The sequence below is a fragment of the Aeromicrobium sp. PE09-221 genome, assembly GCF_002174305.1.
Classification (GTDB): Bacteria; Actinomycetota; Actinomycetes; order Propionibacteriales; family Nocardioidaceae; genus Aeromicrobium.
This window is the reverse complement of the sequence record NZ_MIJB01000003.1, coordinates 229031-254936: the sequence shown is the minus strand read 5'-3', so window position 1 is coordinate 254936 and position 25906 is coordinate 229031. Positions and strand designations below refer to the sequence as shown.

Below are 25906 nucleotides of genomic sequence, written 5' to 3'. Positions count from 1 at the left end.
AGCAACCCGAATGCATCATCATCGGTCCTCACTCGAGCAGATACCAGAGTTCAGGTTCACAGCGAAGGACCGGATCCCGATGGGATCCGGTCCTTCGTCATCTCTATCCGGCCCCACAGCGGATGCTCAACCCCACGATCAGGAGATTGACCGAGCGGACTCGTGTCGTGGTCACGGGAGCCGACCACGAGGTGCTTCCGCGCAGGCGTGCGGAGACGAGGATGTCAATCTGCAGTCCCGCCAAGCCCCCGAGGTCGATCAGCGTGGGAGTGATATCGACGATCACCGGGGTACCAGCCGCCGAGGCGGGCGTGATGAGCCCGCCACCGATCCGGGTGCCGGTGTTCACCCGGCGCGCCTCCCAGGAGTACTCGTAGCGAGGATCCACATGGTTCCAGGAGAGTTCGGCGTAGCCGAGCAGACCAAGCACGCCTCCCTTGTTCTCACACGTGGGAGCCTCCTGGGAGATGACCTGGTGCGCGCCGAGCGAGCCGGTGTCGACGGTGGCGGTATCGGTCCAGGCCGCGGAGGCCGCCGTGGCCGAGGTCAGGAGGGCCGCGAGGGCCCCCGCGGCCACCAGCCTCCGACGACCATTCACGCCGCACCCCGCTGCGTGCCGGTCACCACGAAGCGGGCCGTGGCCGTCTCCCCCTGGAGGGTGCCCGGGGCGTTCGGGTCGAGACCGACGATGATGCAGAGCGACTGGGCCGTCCCGACGGCCAGCGGTCCACGCGTGCCGACGACGGTGGTGGGACTCGCCGCGGATCCACTGATCGTCGCGGACGGATAGGTGGTGGTCCCCCCGGTGCAGGTGCCGGTGCGATCACCGGCCGCGATCGTGCCCGTGTTCCCGGCCGTGCCACCGGCGACGACAGTCCACCGCAGCGCCGTCCCGAGCGTGCCCGAGGTCGACCCGGTCACGGAGAAGTCGAGCGGGACCGTGCCGCCGTTGCCGACCGTGATGGTCCGCGCGAAGCTTTCCCCGGGCACGAGGTCGGCGATCGCGAATTGCGCATCGGCGATGGACCCGCCCGGACCGGTGAGCTGTCCGTTGAGAGTGACATCGAGTCGTCCCGCCTCGAGGCTCCCGGTCTCAACCGTCGCTTCATCACTCCAGAACGCCATCGTGCCGCCCACTCCGACGGCGAGTGCCAGTATCACCCCGACGATCCAGACCAGGACGGCCGACCGTCGACGACGCTGCTCGGTGCTCATCATCTCTCCTGCCTCAGCCGGTACATCCAGGAGCCGAGAGAGACAGCGAACAGCCCGAGCACGATCCACCAGGGCGAGATCACGGCGCCCGCGCCGGGGAGCCCGTCCATGTCGGAGCGCGGCCCGGCGGCCTGCCACACGACCTCCAGGTCGACACTGCTGTCCTGGTGCCTATTCGTGGCGGCCTCATGGAAGGAGCCTCGCAGCTCGACCTGGATGCTCTCACCCGCCTCGAGGGTCCCCCCTGGTGTCCACGTGGACCATTCGACCGTCCGCCACGGGCCGCCGTCGATGCTCGCATCCAACCACAGCATTCCCTCGCCATGGAGATGTTCATCGCCTTCTACCAGGACGCGGAAACGGGCACTCGCGACCGTCGGGCCAGCGTTGCGCACCACCATGTTCGTCTCCCAGACATCGCCGGGGACCCACCGCACATCGGGGTCGAACAACGGCTCGGTCACCGAGGCGCTGCCACCGCCGGGAGACAGCTCGATATCCGGCGGCGACATCGCCGGCAGCAGCATCGCGGAGAGTACCGCGAACTCACCGAGGAGGGAGATCATCGGGACACCGGCCGCACTCGGGCACGATCCCGCCACGCGCCACCCAGCATCACTGCGGCATATGCCGACAGCCCACCCGCCACGACGGACGTCAGTGTCGTCCGCTGCGACCCTGAGAGCCAGCGGTGGAGATGGCCGAGATAGGGCACGGCGTACCAGAGCTCACCGCGCACCTGCACCGGGCGGACTACTGCGGGGTCTGCGGTGGCGTTGGCATCCCCCTTCGTCACGAAGCTGCGCTCGCCGTCGAGACGTTGCTCGACGGCGGTGACGCGGTGGGTGGCCGTCAGCGGCCGTCCCGAGGACAGCTGAAAGGTGATGACATCGCCGACCCCGATCTGCTCGGGCGCGACGGGCCGCGCCACCACCAGGGTTCCCGGAGGCAGCGTCGGCTCCATCGACGAGGTGAGGACCGCATAGGGCGTCGCTCCGGCCAGGCGGGGGAGCAGCACGCCCGCCACGAGTGCGGCGGTCGCGCCGAGGATCCCCAACCAGCCGAGGACCAGGAGCACGGCGGCCCTGACGGTCGCCGGGTGACGACGGTGGGCGGCCATCGACTCAGGGATTCGGGTCGACCTGCGTCAGCGTCACGGTCAGGGTGTCGAGCGTGGCAGTGATGTCCTGCGTGTCGTTGACATTCGTCGTGGTCGCGTCCCCATAGGGGAACTCGACCAGGAAGGTCGCGGCCAGCGTGTCACCATCGTTCGCCTCGGTGATGGTGTCGCCATCGGCGAGTGCCGCGCCCGCGAGGGTGAAGGAGGCGTCGACATCGGCATCGAAGGATGCGGCCTCGTCGGGCACGGTGAACTCGAGTGTCTCGGGCACGTCCACGGTGGCGGCCAGGTTGTCGCCGGTGGCACCCACGACGAAGGAACAGGTCGTGGTCACGACATCGCCGGGGACGAAGGCGGTGACGGTCTCCCCGGCTGAGGCGCTGCCGGCCGCATACACCCAGGTACCGCAGTCGTCATTCGAAGCGAGTGTCAGCGTGCCGGAACTGATCGGGCCGCCGTCGGCCGAATCCTCCGCGGTCCAATAGGCCAGTGTGCCGGCGCCGCCGATCAACAGCGCCGCGGCCGCTCCCGCGGCCAGTGCTCCCTTGGTGGTCTTGCGCATGTCGTCTCTCCCGGGCTCGCGGCCGATCGAACCGGACGATCGGCTTCCGAGAACTATTGGAGCCCAGGCTCCGGATAAACGGAAGGGTATATGTGATCTAACTCACATGTGGTTGGCGGCGGGCATCGATCACGTGCCATAGCGCAACGACGACAGCACCCACGACCAGACCCAGCAGCGCTGAGGCTGCCGTGTTCACCAGCCACGCCGCGGCGCCATTCGCGGGCTCGATGTGATGCACGAAGGCGTAGAGGGCATGCCAGCCGAGCTCATCAGTGCCGATGAGCAGGATGTGTCCACCCACCCACAGCATCGCCACCACGCCGACCGTGGCGAGGGTCGTCATCACCTTGGGCATCGCCTTGACCAGTCCGCGTCCGATACGCCGCGCGAGTCTCGATGAGCGCTCGGCCAGGGACATCCCGATATCGTCCATCCGCACGATCAGAGCGACCACGCCGTAGACGAGGGCCGTGATCGCGATGCCGACGACAGCCAGGATGATCGCCCGCGACAGCAACGGCTCGGCGGCCACCTCGTTGAGGGCGATGACCATGATCTCCGCGGACAGGATGAAATCGGTCCGCACGGCCGAGGACACCACCGCATCCTCGGCTCCCGGTCCCTCCTGTGTGCGCGGCGCCTCGTCATGGCTGCCGCCGCGGACCTTCTCCCAGAGCTTCTCCGCGCCCTCGAAGCACAGGTAGGCGCCACCGAGCATGAGCAGGGGAGTCAGCAGCCATGGGAGGAACTGGCTGAGGAGCAGCAGCGCCGGCAGGATGAAGAGGAGCTTGTTGCGCAGCGAGCCCTTGGCGATGCGACCGATCACCGAGAGCTCACGGCGCGGGTCCAGGCCCCGCACATAGCGCGGGGTCACCGCCGCGTCGTCGACGATCACACCGGCGGCCTTCGCGCTCGCTCGTCCCGCCGCCGTGCCGACATCATCGACCGAGGCCGCCGCCAGCCGTGCGAGGGCAGCCACATCGTCGAGCAATGCGGCAAGACCGCCGCTCACCGGTCCGCTCCGTTCACGGGCTCAGCGTAGGCGAGCGGGAAGCCGTCCGCGCGCCTCCCGTGTCCTATGCCGAAGACTCGCGACCGTCTTTCGTCTCCCGAGCCGCGACGAACCACCGAGACATGACACTAGACTCGGCCCATGATCGGCTTCGGCATCGACATCGGTGGTACCGGCACCAAGGGAGCGCCGGTGGATCTGACGAGCGGCAGCCTCGCCAGCAACCGCACCCGCTTCGCGACCCCCAAGAAGTCGACCCCGGAGGCGCTGGCCGATGTCGCCGAGCAGATCATCGGCTCCTATGACGGACTGGAGCTGCCCCCGGTCACCGGCGTGGCCATCCCGGCGGTGGTACAGCGCGGCGTCGCGCGGTCGGCCGCCAATATCGACAAGAGCTGGATCGACACCGATGTCGACGCCCTCTTCACCGAACGGCTCGGGCATCCGGTCCACGTCGTCAACGATGCCGATGCGGCGGGGGTCGCCGAGGCGCGCTACGGCGCCGCACGCGGGCGTGACGGCGTCATCCTGGTCATCACCCTCGGCACCGGCATCGGGTCGGCGCTGATCGTCGACGGCACGCTCGTGCCCAATACCGAGCTCGGCCATCTCGAACTGCGCGGCGATGACGCGGAGCACTACGCCGCCACGAGCGCCCGCGAGCGGGAGAACCTCAGCTGGACCCAATGGGCCAAGCGGCTGCAGCACTACTTCCGCCACCTGGAACGGCTCTTCTCACCCGATCTGTTCATCGTCGGCGGCGGAGTCAGCAAGAATCACGAGGCCTTCATGCCGCTCATCGACATCCGGACGGAGATGATCCCGGCGGATCTGCGCAACAATGCCGGCATCATCGGCGCCGCGGCGCTGGCCCACGACGAGGCCTGAAAGCGCGGCAGCCGGGGCGGTGCGGCAGACACCCCTCCAGCTGGCGAAGAGGTGCCTCACTCACCGCCCGGCGCTAGATCACCGCTGGCTAGCAAGGCGGTGAGCGACCGGCGCATCGCCGCCTCGCACTCCTCGACGCTGCGGCCGAGATCATCGTGCAGGATCGCCCACGCATTCCAGCTGCTCGAGGCCAGGAGCGCATCGCGGAGCGCGGCGGGATCGTCCGAGGCAGCGATCTCGGTCGCGAAGACCGCATCGATCTCCGTGAGCACGTTCTCGATATGCGTGCGGCGGCTTCCGCGCAGCGTCGACGACGTCGGTTCCATCAGCTGCGCCGCGCGGGCGGCCGGCGCGATATTGGTCAGCCGACGCGCCCGTCCAGCGCAGAAGCGGTCGATCCGCTCCTCCAACCCCAGCGCCGGGTCGATCGCGACCCTCAGCGCATCGTCCGAGGCGAACCAGTAGGCGACCGTCTGGGCGAAGAGGCTCTCCATGTCGCCGAAGGACAGCCACAAGGTCCGCACCGAGACACCCGCAGCCTCGGCGATCGTCTTGGCACTCGGCTTGAGCGTGCCCTCCCGCAGCAGTCGCACGTGGGCGTCGACGATCGAGGCGCGGGTCCGTTCTGCGCGCCGCATCCGGCCATCGGTCTGCCGTGAGCCTTTCATCAGCAGTCAACGTACTCCCTCGGAGGGAAAATTTCACTACATCTGCATAAAGTTCGTGACGTGACTCACATCGATGTGTCAGGATCGTCCCGCAACCAAGGAGGAGGGGGAGTCACCACGTGCTGAGCGTCAAGAACCTGGAAGTCGTCTATAACGACGTCGTCCTCGTGCTGCGCGGCGTCAGCCTGAACGTGGCCCGCGGACAGATCGTTGCCCTGCTCGGTGCCAATGGCGCCGGTAAGACGACGCTGCTGCGTGCGCTGTCAGGCCTGCTGGACATCCACGACGGCGAGGTCACCAAAGGTCAGGTCCTGCTCGACGAGAAGCCGATCGAGCGTTGGAACGCGCCACGGATCGTCGCGGCGGGACTCGGACAGGTGCTCGAAGGCCGCCGCGTCTTCGGCGAGTTCACCGTCGAGGAGAATCTGCGGGTCGGTGGTCATACGCGCCGCGGGGGCCTGGGCGAGAGCATCGAGGAGATCTACGAGCTGTTCCCGGTGCTCAAGGAGCGTCGCAAGCGCACCGCGGGTTACCTGTCCGGCGGCGAACAGCAGATGCTCGCGATGGGACGCGCGCTTGTCGCGCAACCCGACATCGTGCTCCTCGATGAGCCGAGTCTCGGCCTGGCCCCGCGCATCGTGGCCCAGATCAAGGACATCATCGTGCAGATCAACGAGCAGCGCGGCACCACCGTTCTCCTCGTCGAGCAGAACGCGATGATGGCGCTCTCGATCGCCCATCACGGTTACGTGATGGAGCACGGAAAGATCGTCATGGACCAGCCCGCCGAGGCCCTGCTCCAGGACAGCGATATCCGCGACTTCTACCTCGGACGCGGCGAGCTGGCGACCTCCTATCGCGATCTCAAGCACTACAAGCGCAGGAAGCGGTGGCTGTCATGAGCGAGCAGGACGTCATCTGTTCGGTCAGCGATGTCGAGTTGAGCTTTGCGGGCGTCAAGGCGCTGCGTGGAGTCTCCTTCGACATCCGGGGCCACGAGCTGTTCGCGATCATCGGTCCCAATGGTGCCGGCAAGACCTCGATCTTCAACGTGCTCTCGGGGGTCTACCGCCCCCAGGCCGGTGACGTGCACTTCGACGGTGCCTCGATCCTGGGCGAACGGCCCCATCGCATCGCATCGCGCGGACTCGCCCGCACCTTCCAGAACATCGAGCTCTTCGAGAACCTCAACGTGGTCGACAACCTGATGCTGGGGCGTCACCACCACCTCGGCTACGGCTGGCCGTGGGCGATCGCCTGGCTCGGCCGCGCGCAACGCAGCGAGATCGCCAACCGACGCCGGGTCGAGGAGATCATCGACTTCCTGGAGATCGAGGGTTATCGCGAGCTCCCCGTCGGCATGCTGCCCTATGGCGTGCAGAAGCGCATCGAGCTGGGGCGCGCCCTCGCCATGGAGCCCCGTCTGTTGCTGCTCGACGAGCCCGTCGCGGGCATGAACGGCGAGGAGACCGAGGACATGGCCCGGTTCATCCTCGACATCCGCGACGAGCTGAAGATCCCGATGATCCTCGTCGAACACGACATGGGCCTGGTGATGGACCTCGCCGACCGGGTGATGGCGATGGACTTCGGCACGCCCATCGCCCTCGGCACCCCGGCCGAGGTGCAAAACCATCCCGATGTCATCCGCGCCTATCTCGGCGCGGGCGACGAGGATCCCGTCATCGAGGAGGTCTCGTGAGCGAGCGGCAGGAGAACACCACCGCCCGGACGACACTGCCCCTGCGCATCCGTGAGCGCGCCCGCACGTCTCCGGGGACGGTCGCGATACGGGAGAAGAATCTCGGCATCTGGGAGCAGGTCACCTGGGAGGACTACTGGGAGCACGCCACGCTCGTGGGCCACGGGCTGCTCTCCCTGGGCATCGCACCCGGGGACCGGGTCGGCGTCCACAGCGAGAACCGCCGCGAATGGCTGTTCAGCGATATCGGCATCACCGCGGTGCGCGCCATCACGGTGGGTCTCTACCCCACCAATCCGGCCGCCGAGGTGTTGCACGTGCTGCGCGACTCGGGCGCCTCCGTGCTGATCGCCGAGGACCAGGAGCAGCTGGACAAGGCCCTCGAGATCATCGACGAGCTGCCCGAACTGCGCCACCTCGTCTACATCGAGCCGCGCGGCATCGCCGGCCGCTACACCGACCCGCGGCTTCTGTCGTGGACCGAACTGCTCGAACGCGGGGCCGAGCATCGCGCCGCCCATCCCGGAGCGGTCGACACCCGCGCCGAACAGGCCCAGCCCGATGACATCGCCACACTCGTCTACACGTCCGGCACGACCGGTCCGCCCAAGGGCGCGATGCTGTCGATCGCCAATATCGAGTTCGTCATCGAGACCCTGGCCCAGCACGGAGCCTTCGTCGATCCTCCGGCGAACGACAAGGACCTGATCGTCTCCTATCTGCCGCTGTGCCACGTCGCCGAGCGCGTGTTCACGACCTGGTTCAATGCGGCGGTCGGCACCCAGGTCAACTTCGCCGAGTCGATCGAGACCGTCCAGGTCGCGCTGCGCGAGGTGCAGCCCACGATCGTCTTCGGCGTCCCACGGATCTGGGAGAAGATCGCCGCGGGCGTGCACATCCGGATGAGCGGAGCCAGCCGGCTCAAGAAGCTCAACTTCGGGCTGTGGATGAAGGTCTCACAGTGGATCGGGCGACGCCTGGTGGAGAACGACGGTCGCCACACCCTCGCGACACGGCTGGCCTATGCGATCGGCTGGGTCTTCCTCTATCGTCCGCTGCGCGAACGGCTCGGCCTCGGCAAGGCCCGGTATGCCGCGTCGGGCGCGGCGCCGATCGCCCCGGAGGTGCTGGAGTTCTTCATGGGCATCGGCGTCCCGATGCACGAGGTCTACGGCATGACCGAGAACAGCGCGATCGCCACGGCCAATCGAGCCGGACGCATCAAGGTCGGCACCGTCGGCGAGCCGCAGGAGGGGGCCGAGGTACGCCTCGACCCCGAGACGGGGGAGATCCTCACCCGGCACGCGGGTACCTTCGCGGGCTACTGGAACAACCCGGAGGCCACCGCGCGGACGATCACGGAGGACGGCTGGCTCCGCACCGGCGATGTCGGCGAGTGGGTCGACGGAACGCACCTGAAGATCACCGACCGGATCAAGGACATCATCATCACCGCGGGTGGCAAGAACATCTCCCCGAGTGAGATCGAGAACAGCCTGAAGTCCTCTCCGTACATCAAGGAGGCCATCGTCATCGGCGATCGTCGCAAATACCTGACGGCGCTCATCGGGATCGAGCTCGACACCGTGGGCGACTGGGCGCAACGGCGCAAGCTCGCCTTCACGACCTACCGGGACCTGTCGCAGAAGCCCGAGGTGGTGGCCCTGGTCCAGGAGGTCGTCGACGCGACCAATACCAAGTTCGCCTCGGTCGAGACGATCAAGCGCTTCCGGTTGATGCCCAAGGAGCTCGATCACGAGCAGGGCGAGCTGACCGCCACCCAGAAGATCAAGCGACCCGCCATCACCCGTCAGTTCGCCGAGGAGATCGCCGATATGTACGGAGAAACCGTCGAGAAGGAGGTGTCGGCATGAGCGAGCGCAGCGAGCGACCAACCAGCACGGGCATGCCAGCACCTGCCCACCATCAACATCCCTTCAAGCAGGTGACGGCATGACGACTTTCGCCCAGGCCGTGCTGAACGGCTTCGCCCAGGGTGCCATCTATGCGCTGCTCGCCCTCGGCTACGTCATGATCTACAAGGCCACCCACGTCATCAGCTTCGCTCAGCCGGCGCTCATGGTGTGCGGCGGCTTGTTCACCTATCACCTCACGACCCAGGTGGGCCTGCCCTTCTGGCCGGGTCTGGCCGTCGCCGTCCTGCTGGGCGCATTGCTCGGCATGGCGGTCGAGCGACTCGCCTTGCGGCCCATGGTCGGCAAGCCGGTGTTCACCCTCGCGATCATCACCATCGGTGTCGACATCGTGCTGCGCATCTTCGCCAACCGGTACATGGGGCCCGATCCGCGCATCGTGACCTTCCCGAACGGCTCGCGACGCTATGAGTTCCTCGGTCTGTCGATCAGCCACCAGCGCGTCGCCCTCATGGTCGTGACCCTGCTGACGGTCATCGCCCTGGTGCTGTTCTTCCGCTACGCCAAGGCGGGACTGGCGATGCGGGCCACGGCCCTCAACCAGGAGACGGCGCTGGCCCAGGGCATCCGCGTGGGAGCCATCTTCGCCCTCGCGTGGGCCATCGCCGGCGGACTCGCCGCCATCGCCGGCACCTTCGTCGCCGCCGGATCGGCCGGCATGGAGCAGAACACCTGGATCATCGCGTTGAAGGCTCTCCCGGCGATCATCATCGGCGGACTCGACAGTCTGCCCGGCGCCGTCATCGGCGGACTCGCGGTCGGCATCGTCGAATCGCTCACCGCGGTCTACCAGCCGAGTGTCGCGCCCTTCCTCGGCGCCAACTTCGCGCTGGTCGCCCCCTACGCGCTCATGTTCCTGGTGCTGCTCGTCAGACCCTATGGACTCTTCGGCACCAAGGAGGTGGAGCGAGTATGACCGCCACCGTCACATCACCGCGCCGCACCACACGTCCCCCGCGCGGCCGGCCGCGGCTGCGCACCGCCTACCGGCAGGACATGGCGCTCCTCAATACCCCGGCCAAGCGCAGGTCGACCCTCCTGCTCGTGCTCGCCGCCTTCGGTGTGCCGTTCTTCTTCACCGACGACCTGCTGCTGGTGTTCACCTTGGGGCTCATCGCCTCGGTGGGGGCCATCGGGCTCAACCTCGTCACGGGCTATGCCGGGCAGGTCTCCCTGGGCCACGCCTTCTTCCTCGGCCTCGGGGCCTACACCGCGGCGGTACTGGGTGGCGATCCGGAAGGACGCTTGATCGGCTACGGACTGCCGATGTGGGTGTGGCTTCCCGCCGCGGGCATCGTGGCGGCGATCGCCGGCCTGATCGTAGGCCCGATCGCGGTGCGATTGCGGGGGCTGTACCTGGCCATCGTGACCCTGGGACTGGTGTTCCTGGGCGAGCACGTGTTCCGCGAGGCGCGGACCCTCACGGGAGGCCCCGGCGTCGGCCGGCGGGGACCGGACCTGGAGCTCTTCGGCATCCGCTTCTCCGAGGGCGGATCGCTGTTCGGTCTCGGCCTGAGCCGGGACCAGCAGCAGTTCTTTCTGGCACTGGTCTTCCTGATCGTGTTCGCGATCCTCGGCCGCAATATCGCCCGGTCGGGTGTCGGCCGCGCCTTTTCGGCGGTCCGCGACCGCGACGTGGCCGCCGCGGTCATCGGCATCAACCTCACGGTCTACAAGGTGATGGCCTTCGCGATGTCGTCCTTCTTCGCCGGCGTGGCGGGGGCGATGTACTACGCCGTGGTGGGGGTGTTCGAGCCAGCGGCCTTCGGTCTGCTGCTGAGCATCCAATACCTCGCGATGGTGCTGATCGGCGGTGTGGCGACCATCTCCGGATCGATCATGGGCGCGATGTTCATCACCGCGCTGCCCCGCATCGCCCAGGAGATCGCCCACCTGTTCCCGGTCATCAGCACGTCGACCGTCGGCGGCGGCATCATCAACGTCTTCCAGTTCGAGGCCATCCTGTACGGCCTCTTGATCATCGGATTCCTCATCTTCGAGCCGCGCGGCCTGTACGGCATCTGGATGCGCATCCGGAACTACTGGAAGGGCTGGCCCTTCTCCTATTGATCCCCATCACCTGATCCCTCCGAAAGGAACACCATGAAGCAACGCAGATTCATCACCCGAGCGGTGGCGGGTGCGTCCATCGCCGCGCTCGTCCTGACCGGGTGTCGCGGCGGCGGAGACGACTCGTCGAGCGAGGCGGGCCCCGGCATCACCGACGAGGCGTGCCCCGATGCGGTCAATGAAGACAACGGGTGCATCTACCTCGGTGCGATCTCCGACCTCACCAAGGGGCCGTTCGCGCCGCTCGCCGTCCCGATCACCGATGCGCAGAAGGCCTTCTGGCAGCGTGTCAACGAGGACGGCGGTGTCGGCGGCTACGACATCAACATCACCGAGCACATCGCCGATGCCGAGTACAACCCGGAGATCCACAACCGTCGCTACCAGGAGATGCGCGGCGAGGTCCTGGCCCTCGCGCAGACCCTCGGCTCCTCGCAGACCCTCGCGATCCTCGACGACATGAAGGCCGACGACGTGATCGGCGTCCCCGCGTCGTGGAACTCGGCCTGGGACTTCGAGGACCAGATCCTGCAGAGCGGTGCCAGTTACTGCTTCGAGGCCATGAACGGCGTCGACTGGGCGGTCGAGAACCGCGGCGTCGAGGGCACGGTCATGGCGATCAAGTACCCGAACGACTACGGCGGAGACGCCGCCGCCGGAGCCGAGGCGGCTGCCGAGGCCAATGGGCTGGAGTTCGTCGAGGTCGAGACGCCCACCGGTCAGGACAACCAGGCCGGCGCGGTGGCGGCGGTGTTGGAGAACCAGCCCGATCTCATCGTCGTCACCACCGGTCCCGCCGAGATGGCGACGATCGTCGGCGGTGCCGCACAGCAGGGTTGGCAGGGGACCGTCGTCGGGTCGAGCCCGACCTGGAACCCCGCGTTGCTGCAGTCGGCCGCCGCCCCGGCCTTGGAGGCGATGTACTTCCAGGCCGGTCCGTGGGGCCCGTGGGACACCGACAGCGAGGGTCACGAGGCCATGCGCGAGGCCCTCGACGGGGTCACGCCGAATGACGGCTACACCGCCGGCTGGGTCTGGAGCTACCCGCTCCTCGCGGCTATGGAGGCGGCGGCCGATATGGACGGCGGCATCACGCGAGAGAACCTCGTGGCGGCCGCAGGCGAGCTCGAGGAGGTCGACTATGAGGGCATGCTCCCGAATGAGGCCGGCAATAGCGCGGGTGATCCGTCAGAGGTCGCCTGGCGCTCGAGCGTCATCAGCGGGGTCGATACCGAGGCCGCGACGGGCGTGACGATCACGCAGGAGCTGACCGCCGGACCGACCGCCGAGGGCTATGACTACACGGAGCCCTGTTTCGCCCTCAACTGAGCGACCTGAACCGAGATTTGCTCCCATTTCGTCAACCGGACCCCATCCCGGACGACGATCTGGGAGCAGATCTCGGTTCTTCGTGGGTGGCGGTAGGCTGGCGTACCGTGTCCGCCCTGACCGATCTCGAACGCCAGCGCCTGGAGTCCCTGCTCTCCGCCTACCCGGTGCTGGGCGATATCGGCACTCGTTTCACCGATGCCGGACACGAGCTGGTGCTGGTCGGCGGTCCGGTCCGCGATGCCCTCCTCGGTCTGCCGGTCCACGATCTCGACTTCGCGACCTCCGCCACGCCCGATCAGATCGAGACGGTCCTCACCGGATGGGCGGATGCCGTGTGGGATGTGGGCCGGGACTTCGGCACGATCGGCGCCCGCAAGGGCGGCGATCAGCTGGAGATCACCACCTACCGCACCGATGAGTACGACCCCGCGACGCGCAAGCCGGTCGTCGCCTTCGGTGACACCCTCGACGGCGATCTCTCGCGTCGGGACTTCACCATCAACGCGATGGCCGTGCGACTGCCCGGTGGGGAGTTCGTGGACCTCTTCGACGGCATCGAGGATCTCGCCGACCGCCGTCTCCGCACCCCCGTGGCCCCCGAGCTCTCCTTCTCCGATGACCCCTTGCGGATGATGCGGGCGGCACGGTTCACCGCGCAACTCCACGTGACGGCCAGCGATGAGGTCGTCGAGGCGATGACCCGGCTCGCCGAGAGACTGCAGATCGTCTCGGCCGAGCGCATCCGCGACGAGCTCTCCCGGCTGCTGTGCTCCGACTCGCCGGTCGAGGGACTACGGCTGCTCGTGGCCACCGGCTTGGCCGAGCAGATGCTTCCCGAGCTGCCCGCACTCCAGCTCGAACGTGATGAGCACCACCGGCACAAGGACGTTTACGAGCATTCGCTCACGGTGCTGGAGCAGGCCATCGACCTGGAGCACCGGCTGGAGGAGCGACCCGATCTGGTCATCCGTCTCGCCGCGCTCCTGCACGACATCGGCAAGCCCAAGACCCGCCGCTTCACCGATGACGGCACCGTCACCTTCCACCACCACGATGTGGTGGGCGCCAAGCTCGCCCGCAAGCGACTGCGTGCGCTGCGATATCCCAATGACGTCGTCGACGCGGTGTGCCGACTGGTGGAACTGCACCTGCGTTTCCACGGGTACGGGTCGGGGCAGTGGACCGACGCGGCCGTGCGTCGCTATGTCCGCGACGCCGGACCCGAGCTCGAGCGTCTCCACATCCTCACGCGCGCGGACAGCACGACGCGCAATGCCAAGAAAGCGCTCCGCCTGCAACGCACCTATGACGACCTGGAGCGTCGCATCGATCAGCTGGCCCAGCAGGAGGAACTGAACTCCCTGCGTCCCGATCTCGATGGCAATCAGATCATGGAGATCCTCCAGATCGGTCCGGGGCGCGAGGTCGGTGAGGCCTACCGCTTCCTCCTGGAGCTGCGGATGGATCGCGGCCCGCTCGGCGAGGACGAGGCGACCGAGGCACTGCGTTCGTGGTGGGCGGCGCGGGCCTGACGTCGGGTCCTGCGGCGTCGGTGAGCTACGCGACTCTCCCAGCCCACGGGCGGACGTGCCCTCCCCACCACCACTCTAGGATGGGACGGTGAGCTTCCGACCTGCCGGCCGACGGCGTGCCCTCGTGGCCGCCATCGTCGGGTGGCTCGTCGTGGGGCTCACCGTGCTGCTCCCAGCACCGAGCCACGCAGCGGAGGACGAGGAGGCGGGTGGTGGACTCACGGTCACCATCGACGCGCTCACCCCCTCGCAGCTGACCGCCGATGCGACGATCGAGGTCTCCGGGCGGATCGAGAACACCTCCGACGGCGATTGGACCTCGGTCCAGGCCTATCTGGTGATGGCGCGATCGCCCTTCACCACCCGCGAACAGGTCGAGACGGCGGCGCGGAGCTCGACCACCTATACCGGCGAGCGGGTCACGACCATCGGCCTCTTCGACGAGGTCGGCGACATCTCCCCCGGAGACACCGCACAATACGACCTCTCCGTCCCCCTCCACGAGATCGGCCCCACGGGGGCGCCCGGGGTGTATCCCGTCGGCGTGCAGCTGCTCGCCACTGATCCCGACGGCGTCCGCCCCCAGGACTCCGTGGCGCGGGCGACCACGTTCCTCCCCTGGATCGACGACCCCTCGTCGCCGATCGGCGGAGGGCTCGTCTGGTCCTTCGTCCTGGACCCTCGGCGCGACGACGAAGCCGATGACGTGCAGGCGATGAGGACCGCCATCGGTGAGAACGGCAGGCTTCGGCGCCAGCTGGATCTCGCTGCCGCGCTGCCGGTCGAGGCGCAGAGCCTGATCATCGATCCCGCGGTCCTGGATGCCAGCCAGCAGATGGCCGACGGGGAGAGCCCCTTCGACGATGTGACCGAGGAGGCGCGCGAGGAAGCACAGTCCTTCCACGACGACCTCGTGGCCCTCGCACGTCGCTCCTCGGTCTGGAATATCGACTACGACCGGCCCGACTGGGCCGCTCTGTCCGAGCGTCCGGATCTCGCCGCCGCTTTCTCCCCCCGGGTCGCCGCCACCACCCAGTCGGTGCTGGACGAACACGGCATCACGGGCCGTTCGGCTCGGTGGGCGATGGAGACGGGGGTGACCGGCGGGATGCTCGAACATCACCGCGCCGAAGGCGATGCCCCGACCATCGTGCGGGCCGCGGCCCTCCCACAGTGGGATCAGCGCGATGGATCACTGGTCACGGTCGATGCCGAGCACGGTCCGGCCCTGCTGGCCGTCGACGACACGCTGGGAAGCGGTGAGGAGGTCGAGACGACCGTCTCGCTGCGCCAGCGGGTGCTGACCCGTGCTGCTCTCGCGGCTCTCTCCCGCGCGGCCGATCCCGAGTCCGCCGCCGATGCCGTCACCTTCGTCGACCCGGGGTGGGTCCCCGAGCCCCGGGCGGACACCGGCGCGCTGGCCGCGGCGCTCCGGGGAGACGATCTGGTCGAGGGCACGACCCTGGATCGCCTCGTCACCGGCGGAGTCGATCCTTATGACGGTGAGGTCCCCGCCCATCCGGTCTCCGAACCGCTTCCTTCCTCCGTGCTCGCTGCGGCCGCGAACCTGGCCGAGGCCGAGGACGCGGTCGCGGCCGTGAGCACCGGCGAGGCCGGGGGCTCTCAGGCGGAACGCAATCTGGCCTCCGCGGTCTCGGTACGCTGGCGGTCCGCGCCCGAGCGGGCGGTCCGCTCGGCCGAACAGCAGGCGATCGAACGCAGCGGCAGCCTCGCGGGCATCGAAGTCCTCGGTCCGCAGACCGTGACCCTGTCGAGTAGCCAGGGGAGCTTCCCGCTGACGGTCAACAACCCGACCCGGCTGCCGATATCGGTGTCGATCCTGTTGACACCCGGCAATCCCGCGCTCAGCTCGAGCCGCCTCGACCCGATCGACGTCGCCCCCGGCGAACGTCGCACGGTCAACGCCGAGATCGATCTCGGACGGCAGACCTCGACGACGATCACCGCGCAGGCGATGGCCGGCGACCGTGCCATCGGCTCCGAGACCTCCTTCAACGTGCGTTCGAGCCAGGTCGGCACGATCGTCTGGGTCGCGATGGGTGTCGCGGTCGCCGGCGTCGTCTTCGCGATGAGTCGCCGCTTCCGCCGACGCGGGTTCCGGAGGCTCTCGGAGAGCGAGGACCATGGCTGACACTCCCCGATTGGCGCGCGCGAGCGCCTGGATGGCACTCGGCACGGTCGTCTCCCGGGCGACGGGACTGCTCCGCTCGGTCCTGCTGATCGCGGTGATCGGCACGGCTCTCAACGCCGACCTGTTCAATACCGCCAACTCGATACCCAACTCGCTCTACATCCTCGTAGCCGGCGGGGTCTTCAATGTCGTGCTGGTGCCGCAGCTGGTACGGGCGATGCGCAATGACCCCGACGGCGGGGACGCCTACGCCCATCGCATCATCACGCTCGGCATGCTGGTGTTGCTCGGTGCCACGATCCTGCTGATGCTCGCCGTGCCGCTGATCATGAGGATCATCTACGCCGATCTGTTCACCCCGGAGTTCACGGCCCAGCGCCAGTCGGCCTATCTGCTGATGATCCTGTGCCTGCCGCAGGTGTTCTTCTACGGGGCCTTCGTGCTCGTCGGCCAGATCCTCAACGCGCGGGAACGCTTCGGACCGATGATGTGGGCCCCCATCGTCAACAACCTGACGGCCCTCGTGGTGCTCGGCATCTACGCCGTCGTCTTCGGCGCCGATCGCGACGGAACCGGAGGATTCTCCACGGCCGAGTCCCTGCTGCTCGGCATCGGCTCGACCCTCGGCATCATCATCCAAGCCGCCGTGTTGGTGCCTTTCCTGGGACGTGTCGGCTTCCGTTACCGGCCGCGCTTCGACTTCCGCGGCGTCGGGCTCGGGCACACGCTGCGGCTCGGTGCCTGGACGCTCGGCTTCATCATCGTCAATCAGATCGCCTTCTTCGTGATCGCCCGGCTCGGTGTGCGCGCGACGAGCGAGGGTCGGGCTCGCGATGTGCCGGCGGCCGGCACGACCGTGTACGACTTCGGCTTTCTGCTCGCTCAGGTGCCCCACGGCATCATCACCGTCTCGGTGGCCACGGCGATCATCCCGACGCTCTCAGCCTATGCGGCGGCAGGGCGGGTGAATCGCGTCGGCATCGAGATCGGTCGCACCCTGCGACTCGTCATGAGCCTCGTGGTCCCCATCGCGGTCGCCGTCGGCGTGCTCGGGCCCCAGCTGGCCCGGCTCCTGCCCGGCGAGAACCCGGCGATCGGCATGACGATCTCCGCATTCGCCCTCGGGATGGTGGCCTTCACGATCCACTACGTCGTCCTCCGCGGCTTCTACGCCATGGAGGACACCCGTACGCCCTTCTGGATCCAGCTGGTGATCATGTCGGTCAACCTCGGCACCGCGGTCGTGGCCACACGAATGGTCGAACCGATCTGGGTCGCCACCGTGCTCGCGGTGTGCTGGAGCCTGTCCTATGTCATCGGCCTGGCGATCGCCTTCGCCCTCCTCTCACGTCGGGTCCAGGGGGCCCTCGTCGACCACGAGATGATGTGGTTCCTGCTCAAGATGGCGCTGCTCACCCTCATGATGTGCGGTGTCATGGTGGCGACCAGTCTCCTCTGGGTGCTGTTCGAGCCGACGGCGGGCGGTGCCCTGACGGCGCTCACGCAGCTCATCGTGGTCGGCGGCGTCGGCGCCGTGACCTATCTGTTCATGGCGGAGGTGCTCGGGATGAACGAGCTGCGCTATGTCCTCACGAGCCTCATGGGCTCGCGAGGACGCCGCTAGGTGTCTCTCGGGCGTGGCCTGACCGGACGTGCGAGTGGAGCGCCTACGATGAGGGGAGATCAGAAGGAGGATGCGGTGACGAGCGAACGACGCGCCCTGACACCTGGGGTCGTGATCGCCGACCGCTACGAGCTCCACGACCTCGTCAGCGAGCGGCTCGGTTGCTCGAACTGGCGCGCGCACGATCAGGTCCTCAATCGCAATGTGCGGATCGAGTTGTTGCCGGCGAGCGATCCTCGGGCCGCCAACTTCCTCCAGGCCGCCCGCGAGTCCACGCGGGTCACCGATCATCACTTCCTTCGAGTGCTGGACCTGATCGAAGACGACGACGGCTACCACGGGATCGTCCGCGAATGGGCCCGCGCGGTCCCGCTCAGCCAGGTGCTGCAGGAGGCGCCACTTCCGAACCGGCGGGCTGTGACCATCATCGCCGAGGTCGCCGATGCCATCGCCCACGCACACGCACACGGCGTTTACCACCGTCGGCTGACGCCGCACCAGATCCTCCTGAAGGAGTCCGGGGCGGTGCGTATCGTCGGCCTCGGCGTGGCGACCGCGCTGGCACCGGCGGACCATCAGGTCTCCGAGGCGGACAAGGCGAGTTACGAGCGCGCCGATGTCGAGGCGATCGGCAAGCTCCTGTACGCCTGCCTGGTGAGCCGCTGGCCCGGTGGCCACACCGATGGGCTCCGTGCGGCGCCCACCGAGCACGGCCGACTGTTGCGTCCCCGCCGGGTGCGCGCCGGTGTGGCCCGGGACATCGATACCGTCTGCGATCGCATCCTGGGGCAGCCGCCCCGCCACCACGAGACCCCGCTCACCACCGCCGCCGATATCGCCCATGTCCTGAATCTCGTCGGCGAGGACGAGGAGCCGCCCCTGGCCTTCACGGGTGAGGCGCGTCAGTCCTCCCCGGATCTGCTGCGACTGGATCCGGTGATCGAGCCGTCGGGTCCCCCTCCGGGCCTGGCGCCCCCGCGCCGACGCCCCAAGGCCTTCGAGCCGGCCCCTCCGACACGTGCCGAACGTCGCCGCGCCCGCCTTCGTGCCGCGGCGCGCGGCGACCGCGGACTGGTGCTCCTCGGCGTGCTGGGCACGGTCACGATCGTCGCGGTGCTCGCGCTCCTGGTGCAGCAGGCCACCCGCGAGGGCGGCCCGCCGCTGGAGTCCACGCCCACGGCCACCTCTCCGACGACCGTGTTGCCGATCGAGCGCGCCCTCGATTTCGACCCGCAAGGGGCGGACCGGGCCGAGAACCCGCAGCTGGTCGACAACGCCCTCGACGATGACGCCGAGACGGGCTGGTACACCTCGACCTACTATGGCGATCCGGCGCTCGGACGCCTGAAGGACGGTGTGGGCCTCGTGGTCGACCTCGGGCGTCCCTCCCAGGTCGAGCAGGTGCAGCTGCGTCTCGCCGGCAGCCCGACGGATATCTCCATCCTGACGACGCCGTCGACCCAGCAGGATCCCCCCTCGGACCTGTCGGAGCTGCGCGAGGTCGCGGTGCTCGACGGGGCCGGTGAGGATGCCGCGATCGCCCTGCCCTCGGACACCTACAGCCGGTACGTCGTCGTGTGGCTGCGCTCTCTCCCGCAGGTCGGCAACGACGAGTACCGCGGCGAGATCCGGGCGGTCGCGGTGCGCGGTCGCTGAGATCGGGAATGTCTGCGCCCTCTCAACCGTTCTCCCTGATAGTTCCGTCCTCGACAGAAGAGTCCACACATGACCGACGTCCGTAATGTGATCATCATCGGTTCGGGCCCCTCGGGCTACACCGCTGCCGTCTATGCCGCTCGCGCGAATCTGCATCCGCTGGTTTTCGAGGGCTCCGTGACCGCGGGCGGCGCGCTCATGAACACGACCGATGTCGAGAACTTCCCGGGTTTCCCCGAGGGGATCATGGGACCGGAGCTGATGGACAAGTTCCGCGCGCAGGCGGAGCGCTTCGGTGCCGAGATGATCACCGACGATGTCACGTCGGTCGACCTCACCGGGCCGGTCAAGACGGTCTCCCTCGCCGACGGTCGCACCTTCTCCGCCCATGCCGTGATCCTCGCGATGGGTTCGGGTTATCGCAAGCTGGGTATCGATGGTGAAGACACGCTGTCGGGCCACGGGGTCAGCTGGTGCGCCACCTGCGACGGCTTCTTCTTCCGTGGCAAGGAGATCGCGGTGGTCGGCGGCGGTGATTCCGCGGTCGAGGAGGCGACCTTTCTCACGCGGTTCGCCGACAAGGTGACCCTTGTCCACCGCCGCGATGAGCTGCGCGCCAGCAAGATCATGGCGGAGCGTGCCCTGAACAATCCCAAGATCGAGTTCGCCTGGAACAGCGAGGTCGCCGCCATCCACGGTGACGGCAATCTCGAGTCGATCACGCTGCGCGACACCGTCACGGGAGAGACGCGCGCCCTTGCGGTGAGCGGCCTGTTCATCGCGATCGGCCATGATCCGCGCTCCGAGCTGCTCACCGGCCAGGTCGACCTCGATGACGAGGGTTATGTGCTGACGCAGCCCGGGTCCACCGCCACCAACCTGCCGGGTGTCTTCGCCGCCGGCGATCTGGTCGACCACACCTATCGCCAAGCCATCACCGCCGCCGGCACCGGATGCTCGGCCGCGCTCGATGCCGAGCGCTATCTCGCAGATTTCGCGGAGGCGGGCGAGCCCGCTCCCGCCGCCGCCCTCACTGAATGACAACCGAAGGAGCACCCATGACAGACATCGCCGCAGTCACCGATGCCGATTTCGAGGAGAAGGTCCTCAAGGCCGACGGGCCGGTGCTCGTCGACTTCTGGGCGTCCTGGTGCGGCCCGTGCCGCCAGGTGTCGCCGATCCTCGAGGAGATCGCGAAGGAGCACGCCGACTCGTTGACCGTCGTCAAGATGGACGCGGACGCGAACCCCGTCACGCCCGCACAGTATCGGGTCACCGGCCTGCCAACCATCAACCTCTACCAGAACGGCGAGGTGGTCCGATCGATCGTCGGCGCCCGTCCGAAGTCCGCGATCCTCTCGGAGATCAGCGACTACATCTCCTGATAGCCAGATAAAGCCCCTTGTAGATGTATCTACAAGGGGCTTTATCTATTTGTCGACTTATCGAGGATCGATGAGGCCGACGATGCGCTCCAGGTCGTCGATGGTGGCGAAGTCGATGCTGATCTTGCCCTTCGATTTTCCGAGCTGCACCTTGACCCGCGTATCGAAGTGCTCGGACAGCCGATGGGACAGCTCCGCCACCTTGGGCGAGGTCGGACGGGTGTTCAGCTTGCGCGCCGCGGGCGTGGACTCCTCCTCGCCGAAGCGCACGATCTCCTCGAGGGCGCGCACCGAGATCCCCTCCGCGACCACGCGTTGAGCCAGCCGGTCCTGCATCTCCGGGCTGGCCACCGACAACAACGCTCGAGCGTGCCCGGCCGACAACACTCCAGCGGCCACCCGGCGCTGCACGTCCGGTGAGAGCTTCAAGAGTCGGATGGTGTTGGTGATCTGCGGCCGAGAGCGCCCGATCCGATCGGACAGTTCGTCGTGCGTGCAGCCGAAATCCTCCAGCAGCTGCTGGTATGCGGCAGCCTCCTCCAAGGGATTCAACTGCGAGCGGTGGAGATTCTCCAATAGCGCGTCGCGTAACAGGTCTTCATCCGTCGTCTGCCGGACGATCGCGGCGATCGTGTCGAGTTCGGCCTTCTGGTGGGCTCGCCAACGGCGCTCCCCCATGATGAGCTCATAGCGATCATCCTCCAACTCGCGCACGACGATCGGCTGCAGCAGGCCCACCTCGCGGATCGAGTGGACGAGCTCGGTCATGTCGTCCTCATCGAAGACCGTCCGCGGCTGCTTCGGGTTCGGGCGGATCGACGACACTGGGATCTCGGCGAAGCGTGCACCCTCGACCTCCGCGAGTCCCTCCCGCTGCGCTGCCGCACGAGACGTGGGGATGAGCGCCTCGAGTCCCCGTCCCAGTCCAGGTCGCGTCGCCATCACTGCTCCTTCTGCGGATAGTGGGTCGTCATCTCGCGGGCCGCCTCCAGATACGACAGCGCTCCCGTCGACGTCGGGTCATAGGTCAAGATCGTCTGCTGGTAACCCGGCGCCTCGCTGATCTTCACCGACCGAGGGATCGCGGTCTGCAGCACGCGCTCGCCGAAGTGCTGACGCACCTCTGCCGCGACGCTGGCGGAAAGGTTGGTGCGGGCATCATGCATGGTCAACAGGACGGTCGTGACGTCCAAGTCGGGATTCAGGTGGCGCTGCACGAGCTCGATATTGCGCAGTAGCTGGCTGAGACCCTCGAGGGCGTAGTACTCGCACTGGATAGGGATCAACACCTCCCGCGCTGCCGCCATGGCGTTGACGGTCAGCAGCCCGAGGGAGGGCGGGCAGTCGATGAACACGTAGTCGACGTCATGACTGTCCACGTAGTCGTCGATGGCCTGACGCAGACGCTGCTCGCGGCTGACGAGCGACACCAGCTCGATCTCGGCTCCGGCGAGATCGATGGTCGCCGGAACCACCGAGAGGTTGGGGATATCAGGCGCCTTCTGGACCGCGTCATCGATGGACATGCCGTCAAGGAGGACCTCATAGGTGCCGGGTGTACCGCTGCCGTGCTCGATATTCGTAGCGGTGGAGGCGTTGCCCTGCGGATCGAGATCGATCAGCAGCACCGATAGCCCCCTCAACGCCATCGCGGCCGCGATATTCACCGAGGTCGTCGTCTTGCCGACGCCCCCCTTCTGATTCGCCACCACGAAGACCCGCGAGCTGGCCGGCGGCCCGAAGTCGCCGACGGTCGACAACCGTTCCACCAGGTCGACATGGTCTCGAGCCTGGGTCGCCAAGGGAGTCGAGGCGTCCTCCTCGAAATCAGGTCGCGCGAAGTCGGCCGCGGTCGGAGTCTGCTCCATGCTCATTCCTTCGATGTTTCACGTGGAACCATCCAGCCCACCGGATCGGCACGCACAGCCGAATCCTCGAGGGCCAGCCTCTCGAGTGGCCCGGTGGTGGCCTCCGGCCAGCCAAGGGGACTCTCCTGGGTCATCGGGTCACCTCCACTACGGTCGTCGGGACCTCGAGCACATCGTCACCGTAGGTCTCCACCACCATAGTGCGCGCTCCGAGCCACTCGAGGTCGGCACGCGCGGCCGCGAGCTCCTGTTCGGCACTGCTTCCCTTCATCGCCAACAACGCCCCACCGCGCGCGACCAGCGGAAGGCACCAGCGGCCGAGTTTGTCGAGCGCGGCAACTGCTCGCGCGGTCACGATCTCGAACTCCTCATCGACGTCCTCCGCACGACGGCGATCGATCGACACATTCGACAGGCCCAGTCTCTCGACCGCCTCGTCGAGGAACCGTGTCCGTCTCAGCAGTGGCTCGATCAACGTCATCTCGACGTCCGGCCTGGCTATCGCCCAGACCAGACCCGGAAGGCCCGCCCCGGATCCGACGTCTGCGATACGTGCATCTCGTGGAAGACGGGGTGTGACCACCACGCAGTTCAGAATGTGCCGTTCCCAGAGCCGTGGGGCCTCGCGCGGACCGATCATCCCCCGCTCGACACCGGCGGTCTCGAGGAACGCCGCGTACGACTCGATCAGCGGGCGCCGATCACCGAAGTACCGGTCGAGGGCCGTTTCACGTGAAACAGGGTCAGTCATCGGCAGCGACCAACGCAGCGGAGATCACCACGTGGCGGCTGGAACCCGAGCCATCAGAGGAGCTGCTGAGCCCGGCCTCGGCCACCGCATCGTGGACGACCTTGCGCTCGAAGGGGGTCATCGGATCGAGGGCCACCGACTCCACGCCCGTACGAACCTCCGCGATCGCCGCCTCCGCGATCGCGACCAGCTCAGCACGTCGTTGCGCACGGTGGCCACTGACATCGAGCATCAGCCTGCTGCGCTCGCCTGTCTCTCGATAGACAGCCAACCGCGTTAGCTCCTGCAATGCGTCCAGCACCTCACCGTCGCGGCCCACGAGATGACCCACCGAGCCACCGATGATCTCCACCGCAGCTCGGTCCCCTTCGACCGCGATATCGATATCGCCGTCGAGGTCGGCAATATCAAGCAGCTCTTCGAGGAAGTCCGCGGCGATATCGCCCTCGCGTTCCAGATCCGCATCACTCATGTCGGCTTCTCCATCACTTCGAGGGCTTCTTCTTGCCCTGGGTGGATCCCTTGGAGGGGGAGTTCTTCGGCTTGCTCTGCTTCTTCGGCGTGATCGCGCCGTCGGAGGCCTCGCCGGCGGACTCCGATGCTTTGGAGGACGAGCCGGACCCGTCGGCTTCGCTCCCCTTCGGCGGTGTGCTCTTCGCCTGCTGCCCAGCGCCCTTACGCTGATTGCGCGACTGCTTCTTCGGCTGCTGGCGACGCGCCGCAGCCTCGCGGGCAATCTTCTTGCGTTCCTCGGCGGCGGCGGCCGCGGGGTCGATCTGCGGCTCCTTGCCCTTGCGACGATCGCGCTCCTGCTTCGCCTTGAACGCCTCAGTGCCGGGGGCCGGGTTGTTGCGGATCACGTAGAACTGCTGGCCCATCGTCCACAGATTCGACGTCGTCCAGTAAACCAGCACGCCCAGCGGGAAGTAGACCCCCGAGACGGCGAAGACGATCGGCAGGATGTACAGCAGCATCTTCTGCTGCTGAGCGAAGGGGCCGTTCAGCGCCTCGGGGGGCATGTTCTTGGCCATCAGCTGGCGCTGGGTGAAGAACTGCGTGGCGCTCATCATCACGACCATGACGAGCGCGATGATCTTGGTCTCGAGGTGATCGCTGGTCAAGAAGGTGTCGGCGATGCGGCCGCCGAGCCACTCCGCATTCTGGAGTTCCTGTGCCTGTTCCGCGCTCAAGAATCCCAGCGCGCCGTCGGCCCCCTTGCGCGAGGCCTCGTTGATCACCCGGAACAGCGACAGGAAGATCGGCATCTGCAGCAGCAGCGGCATACACGACGAGAACGGATTGGTGCCGCTGTCTTTGAAGAGCTTCATCTGCTCCTGGGCGAAGCGCTCGCGATCGTGTCCGTACTTCTCCCGGAGCTCCTTGAGCTGGGGTTGCAACAGCTGCATATTGCGACTCGACTTGATCTGGCGGACGAAGAGGGGGATCAACATCGCCCGGATCGTCACGGTGAGACCGACGATCGACAACGCCCACGACCAGCCGCTCGCCGAATCGAGGAAGAGCGAGAAGAGCTCATGCCATGCCAACACGATGCCGGACACCGCGTAGTACAGCGGAGTCATCACCGCGTTGAAGATCGAGCCTAGGAAGTCGAACATGCTTCTCCTTGAGACGACGTAGCGGAACGCGCCGTCGATGGGGGTACGAGATCGACGCCTCCCGGCGTCCACGGGTGGCACCGCACCAGCCGCCGCAGGGCGAGCCACGAGCCGCGCATCGCACCGTGCCGCTCAACCGCCTCGAGGGCGTAGGCTGAGCAGCTCGGATAGAAACGGCAGGTCTGCCCGTACATCGGGCTGATCACCGCGCGGTACGCCCGCAACAGGGCGACGAGGAGCCGTCTCATCGATCCACCCGGCGGTTCGCTCGTGCCAGGGCTTCATCCAGATACGCGCCGAGCTCAGCGGACGTGGCCCACGCCGAGGCCGGAAGCGCCCTTACGACCACCCACCGGGGCGTCGCGAACTGTTCCACACGATCTCGCATGAGGTGACGAAGGCGACGTTTGACCTGATTGCGTTGCACCGCGCCCCCCACCGCCTTGCTGACGACGAAACCGACGGACGAATCCGTCGGTTCCGTTGGATCTATCGCATGGACGACGAGCGCGGGGGTCGCGCCCTTGCGCCCACGACGGATCACGTGGCGAAACGTGTCACCGTCGCGCATGCGATGGGCGCGCGCGAGCACGCGGATCAGGCAGACAGGTTGGCGCGGCCCTTGCGACGGCGCGAAGACAGGATCGCGCGGCCGGCACGCGTACGCATGCGGAGACGGAAACCGTGCTTCTTGGCGCGACGGCGGTTATTGGGCTGGAAGGTGCGCTTACTCACGAGTCTTTCCTTTGACGTCTGTAGTGGGCCGCGATCGACGGCCACCGCTCGCCCGCGAAGTCTACCTCGTGGGCATGC

At 67.3% G+C, this 25906-nt stretch carries 27 protein-coding genes and 1 pseudogene; 13 read left to right on the top strand and 15 right to left on the bottom strand.

Annotated elements, in window-relative coordinates; genetic code table 11:
* Positions 1-103: 103 nt before the first annotated feature.
* The 6 genes from BHE97_RS02450 to BHE97_RS02425 form a co-directional block, all read right to left on the bottom strand.
* A complete protein-coding gene (locus tag BHE97_RS02450) occupies positions 104-577 on the bottom strand; it encodes a hypothetical protein (protein WP_087622413.1) in 474 nt (157 codons plus the stop codon).
* A gap of 17 nt (positions 578-594) precedes the next feature.
* The gene (locus BHE97_RS02445) at positions 595-1215 is read right to left on the bottom strand and encodes a TasA family protein (RefSeq protein ID WP_170931210.1); all 621 of its coding nucleotides are present in this window, start codon (positions 1213-1215) and stop codon (positions 595-597) included.
* Positions 1215-1781 carry a hypothetical protein gene (locus BHE97_RS02440; RefSeq protein ID WP_087622411.1) on the bottom strand — a complete coding sequence of 189 codons (567 nt, stop codon included), beginning with the start codon at positions 1779-1781 and terminating at the stop codon, positions 1215-1217. The genes BHE97_RS02445 and BHE97_RS02440 overlap by 1 nt, the downstream gene beginning before the upstream one ends.
* Complete coding sequence (locus BHE97_RS02435; protein WP_087622410.1) at positions 1778-2335, bottom strand: signal peptidase I; 558 nt, start codon at positions 2333-2335, stop codon at positions 1778-1780. Before BHE97_RS02435 ends, BHE97_RS02440 begins: the two co-directional genes overlap by 4 nt.
* A 4-nt stretch (positions 2336-2339) precedes the next feature.
* Positions 2340-2897, bottom strand: coding sequence for an alternate-type signal peptide domain-containing protein (locus tag BHE97_RS02430; RefSeq protein ID WP_087622409.1), 558 nt, complete (start codon positions 2895-2897; stop codon positions 2340-2342).
* 97 nt (positions 2898-2994) lie between these two features.
* A complete protein-coding gene (locus tag BHE97_RS02425; RefSeq protein ID WP_087622408.1) occupies positions 2995-3912 on the bottom strand; it encodes a DUF808 domain-containing protein in 918 nt (305 codons plus the stop codon).
* Between the two features lie 141 nt (positions 3913-4053).
* Between BHE97_RS02425 and BHE97_RS02420 the strand changes: the two genes are divergently transcribed.
* A complete protein-coding gene (locus BHE97_RS02420) occupies positions 4054-4800 on the top strand; it encodes an ROK family protein (RefSeq protein WP_087622407.1) in 747 nt (248 codons plus the stop codon).
* A gap of 56 nt (positions 4801-4856) precedes the next feature.
* Here BHE97_RS02420 and BHE97_RS02415 read toward each other — a convergent pair whose 3' ends face one another.
* Complete coding sequence (locus tag BHE97_RS02415; protein ID WP_087622406.1) at positions 4857-5468, bottom strand: TetR/AcrR family transcriptional regulator; 612 nt, start codon at positions 5466-5468, stop codon at positions 4857-4859.
* Positions 5469-5587: 119 nt separating this feature from the next.
* Between BHE97_RS02415 and BHE97_RS02410 the strand changes: the two genes are divergently transcribed.
* The 12 genes from BHE97_RS02410 to trxA all read left to right on the top strand — a co-directional run bounded on the left by BHE97_RS02410 (position 5588) and on the right by trxA (position 20855).
* On the top strand, positions 5588-6370 hold the full coding sequence (locus BHE97_RS02410; RefSeq protein WP_087622405.1) for an ABC transporter ATP-binding protein: 783 nt from the start codon (positions 5588-5590) through the stop codon (positions 6368-6370).
* On the top strand, positions 6367-7170 hold the full coding sequence (locus BHE97_RS02405) for an ABC transporter ATP-binding protein (protein WP_087622404.1): 804 nt from the start codon (positions 6367-6369) through the stop codon (positions 7168-7170). Before BHE97_RS02410 ends, BHE97_RS02405 begins: the two co-directional genes overlap by 4 nt.
* Positions 7167-9044 (top strand): AMP-binding protein, encoded by a 1878-nt coding sequence (locus tag BHE97_RS02400; RefSeq protein ID WP_087622403.1) that lies wholly within the window; start codon positions 7167-7169, stop codon positions 9042-9044. The genes BHE97_RS02405 and BHE97_RS02400 overlap by 4 nt, the downstream gene beginning before the upstream one ends.
* A gap of 79 nt (positions 9045-9123) precedes the next feature.
* A complete protein-coding gene (locus BHE97_RS02395; RefSeq protein WP_087622402.1) occupies positions 9124-10020 on the top strand; it encodes a branched-chain amino acid ABC transporter permease in 897 nt (298 codons plus the stop codon).
* On the top strand, positions 10017-11174 hold the full coding sequence (locus tag BHE97_RS02390; protein WP_087622401.1) for a branched-chain amino acid ABC transporter permease: 1158 nt from the start codon (positions 10017-10019) through the stop codon (positions 11172-11174). Before BHE97_RS02395 ends, BHE97_RS02390 begins: the two co-directional genes overlap by 4 nt.
* 33 nt (positions 11175-11207) lie before the next feature.
* Positions 11208-12503, top strand: a complete 1296-nt coding sequence (locus BHE97_RS02385; RefSeq protein ID WP_087622400.1) for an ABC transporter substrate-binding protein — start codon at positions 11208-11210, stop codon at positions 12501-12503.
* A gap of 116 nt (positions 12504-12619) precedes the next feature.
* The gene (locus BHE97_RS02380; RefSeq protein ID WP_087622438.1) at positions 12620-14038 is read left to right on the top strand and encodes a CCA tRNA nucleotidyltransferase; all 1419 of its coding nucleotides are present in this window, start codon (positions 12620-12622) and stop codon (positions 14036-14038) included.
* Between the two features lie 88 nt (positions 14039-14126).
* Entirely contained in the window at positions 14127-16190 is a 2064-nt protein-coding gene (locus BHE97_RS02375) for a DUF6049 family protein (RefSeq protein ID WP_087622399.1), read from the top strand.
* Positions 16183-17814, top strand: coding sequence for a murein biosynthesis integral membrane protein MurJ (murJ, locus tag BHE97_RS02370; RefSeq protein ID WP_087622398.1), 1632 nt, complete (start codon positions 16183-16185; stop codon positions 17812-17814). The genes BHE97_RS02375 and murJ overlap by 8 nt, the downstream gene beginning before the upstream one ends.
* Before the next feature lie 75 nt (positions 17815-17889).
* The gene (locus tag BHE97_RS02365; RefSeq protein WP_170931209.1) at positions 17890-19470 is read left to right on the top strand and encodes a protein kinase family protein; all 1581 of its coding nucleotides are present in this window, start codon (positions 17890-17892) and stop codon (positions 19468-19470) included.
* 69 nt (positions 19471-19539) lie between these two features.
* Positions 19540-20511 carry a thioredoxin-disulfide reductase gene (gene trxB, locus BHE97_RS02360; RefSeq protein WP_087622396.1) on the top strand — a complete coding sequence of 324 codons (972 nt, stop codon included), beginning with the start codon at positions 19540-19542 and terminating at the stop codon, positions 20509-20511.
* 17 nt (positions 20512-20528) lie between these two features.
* Complete coding sequence (gene trxA / locus BHE97_RS02355; protein WP_087622395.1) at positions 20529-20855, top strand: thioredoxin; 327 nt, start codon at positions 20529-20531, stop codon at positions 20853-20855.
* Positions 20856-20912: 57 nt separating this feature from the next.
* Here trxA and BHE97_RS02350 read toward each other — a convergent pair whose 3' ends face one another.
* The 8 genes and pseudogenes from BHE97_RS02350 to rpmH all read right to left on the bottom strand — a co-directional run bounded on the left by BHE97_RS02350 (position 20913) and on the right by rpmH (position 25828).
* On the bottom strand, positions 20913-21797 hold the full coding sequence (locus BHE97_RS02350) for a ParB/RepB/Spo0J family partition protein (RefSeq protein WP_087622394.1): 885 nt from the start codon (positions 21795-21797) through the stop codon (positions 20913-20915).
* Positions 21797-22723, bottom strand: coding sequence for an AAA family ATPase (locus BHE97_RS02345; RefSeq protein WP_272896890.1), 927 nt, complete (start codon positions 22721-22723; stop codon positions 21797-21799). The genes BHE97_RS02350 and BHE97_RS02345 overlap by 1 nt, the downstream gene beginning before the upstream one ends.
* Positions 22724-22853: 130 nt before the next feature.
* The gene (rsmG, locus tag BHE97_RS02340) at positions 22854-23474 is read right to left on the bottom strand and encodes a 16S rRNA (guanine(527)-N(7))-methyltransferase RsmG (RefSeq protein ID WP_087622392.1); all 621 of its coding nucleotides are present in this window, start codon (positions 23472-23474) and stop codon (positions 22854-22856) included.
* Positions 23467-23946: a R3H domain-containing nucleic acid-binding protein gene (locus BHE97_RS02335; RefSeq protein WP_087622391.1), complete on the bottom strand. Its 480-nt coding sequence runs from the start codon at positions 23944-23946 to the stop codon at positions 23467-23469. Before BHE97_RS02335 ends, rsmG begins: the two co-directional genes overlap by 8 nt.
* 202 nt (positions 23947-24148) lie before the next feature.
* Positions 24149-25093: pseudogene (gene yidC / locus BHE97_RS02330) on the bottom strand (membrane protein insertase YidC); the annotation flags it as partial.
* Positions 25078-25341, bottom strand: coding sequence for a membrane protein insertion efficiency factor YidD (yidD, locus tag BHE97_RS02325; protein WP_087622389.1), 264 nt, complete (start codon positions 25339-25341; stop codon positions 25078-25080). The pseudogene yidC and the gene yidD, both read right to left, overlap by 16 nt.
* Positions 25338-25685, bottom strand: coding sequence for a ribonuclease P protein component (rnpA, locus tag BHE97_RS02320; RefSeq protein WP_087622388.1), 348 nt, complete (start codon positions 25683-25685; stop codon positions 25338-25340). Before rnpA ends, yidD begins: the two co-directional genes overlap by 4 nt.
* Before the next feature lie 5 nt (positions 25686-25690).
* Entirely contained in the window at positions 25691-25828 is a 138-nt protein-coding gene (rpmH, locus tag BHE97_RS02315) for a 50S ribosomal protein L34 (protein ID WP_087622387.1), read from the bottom strand.
* Positions 25829-25906 lie beyond the last annotated feature (78 nt).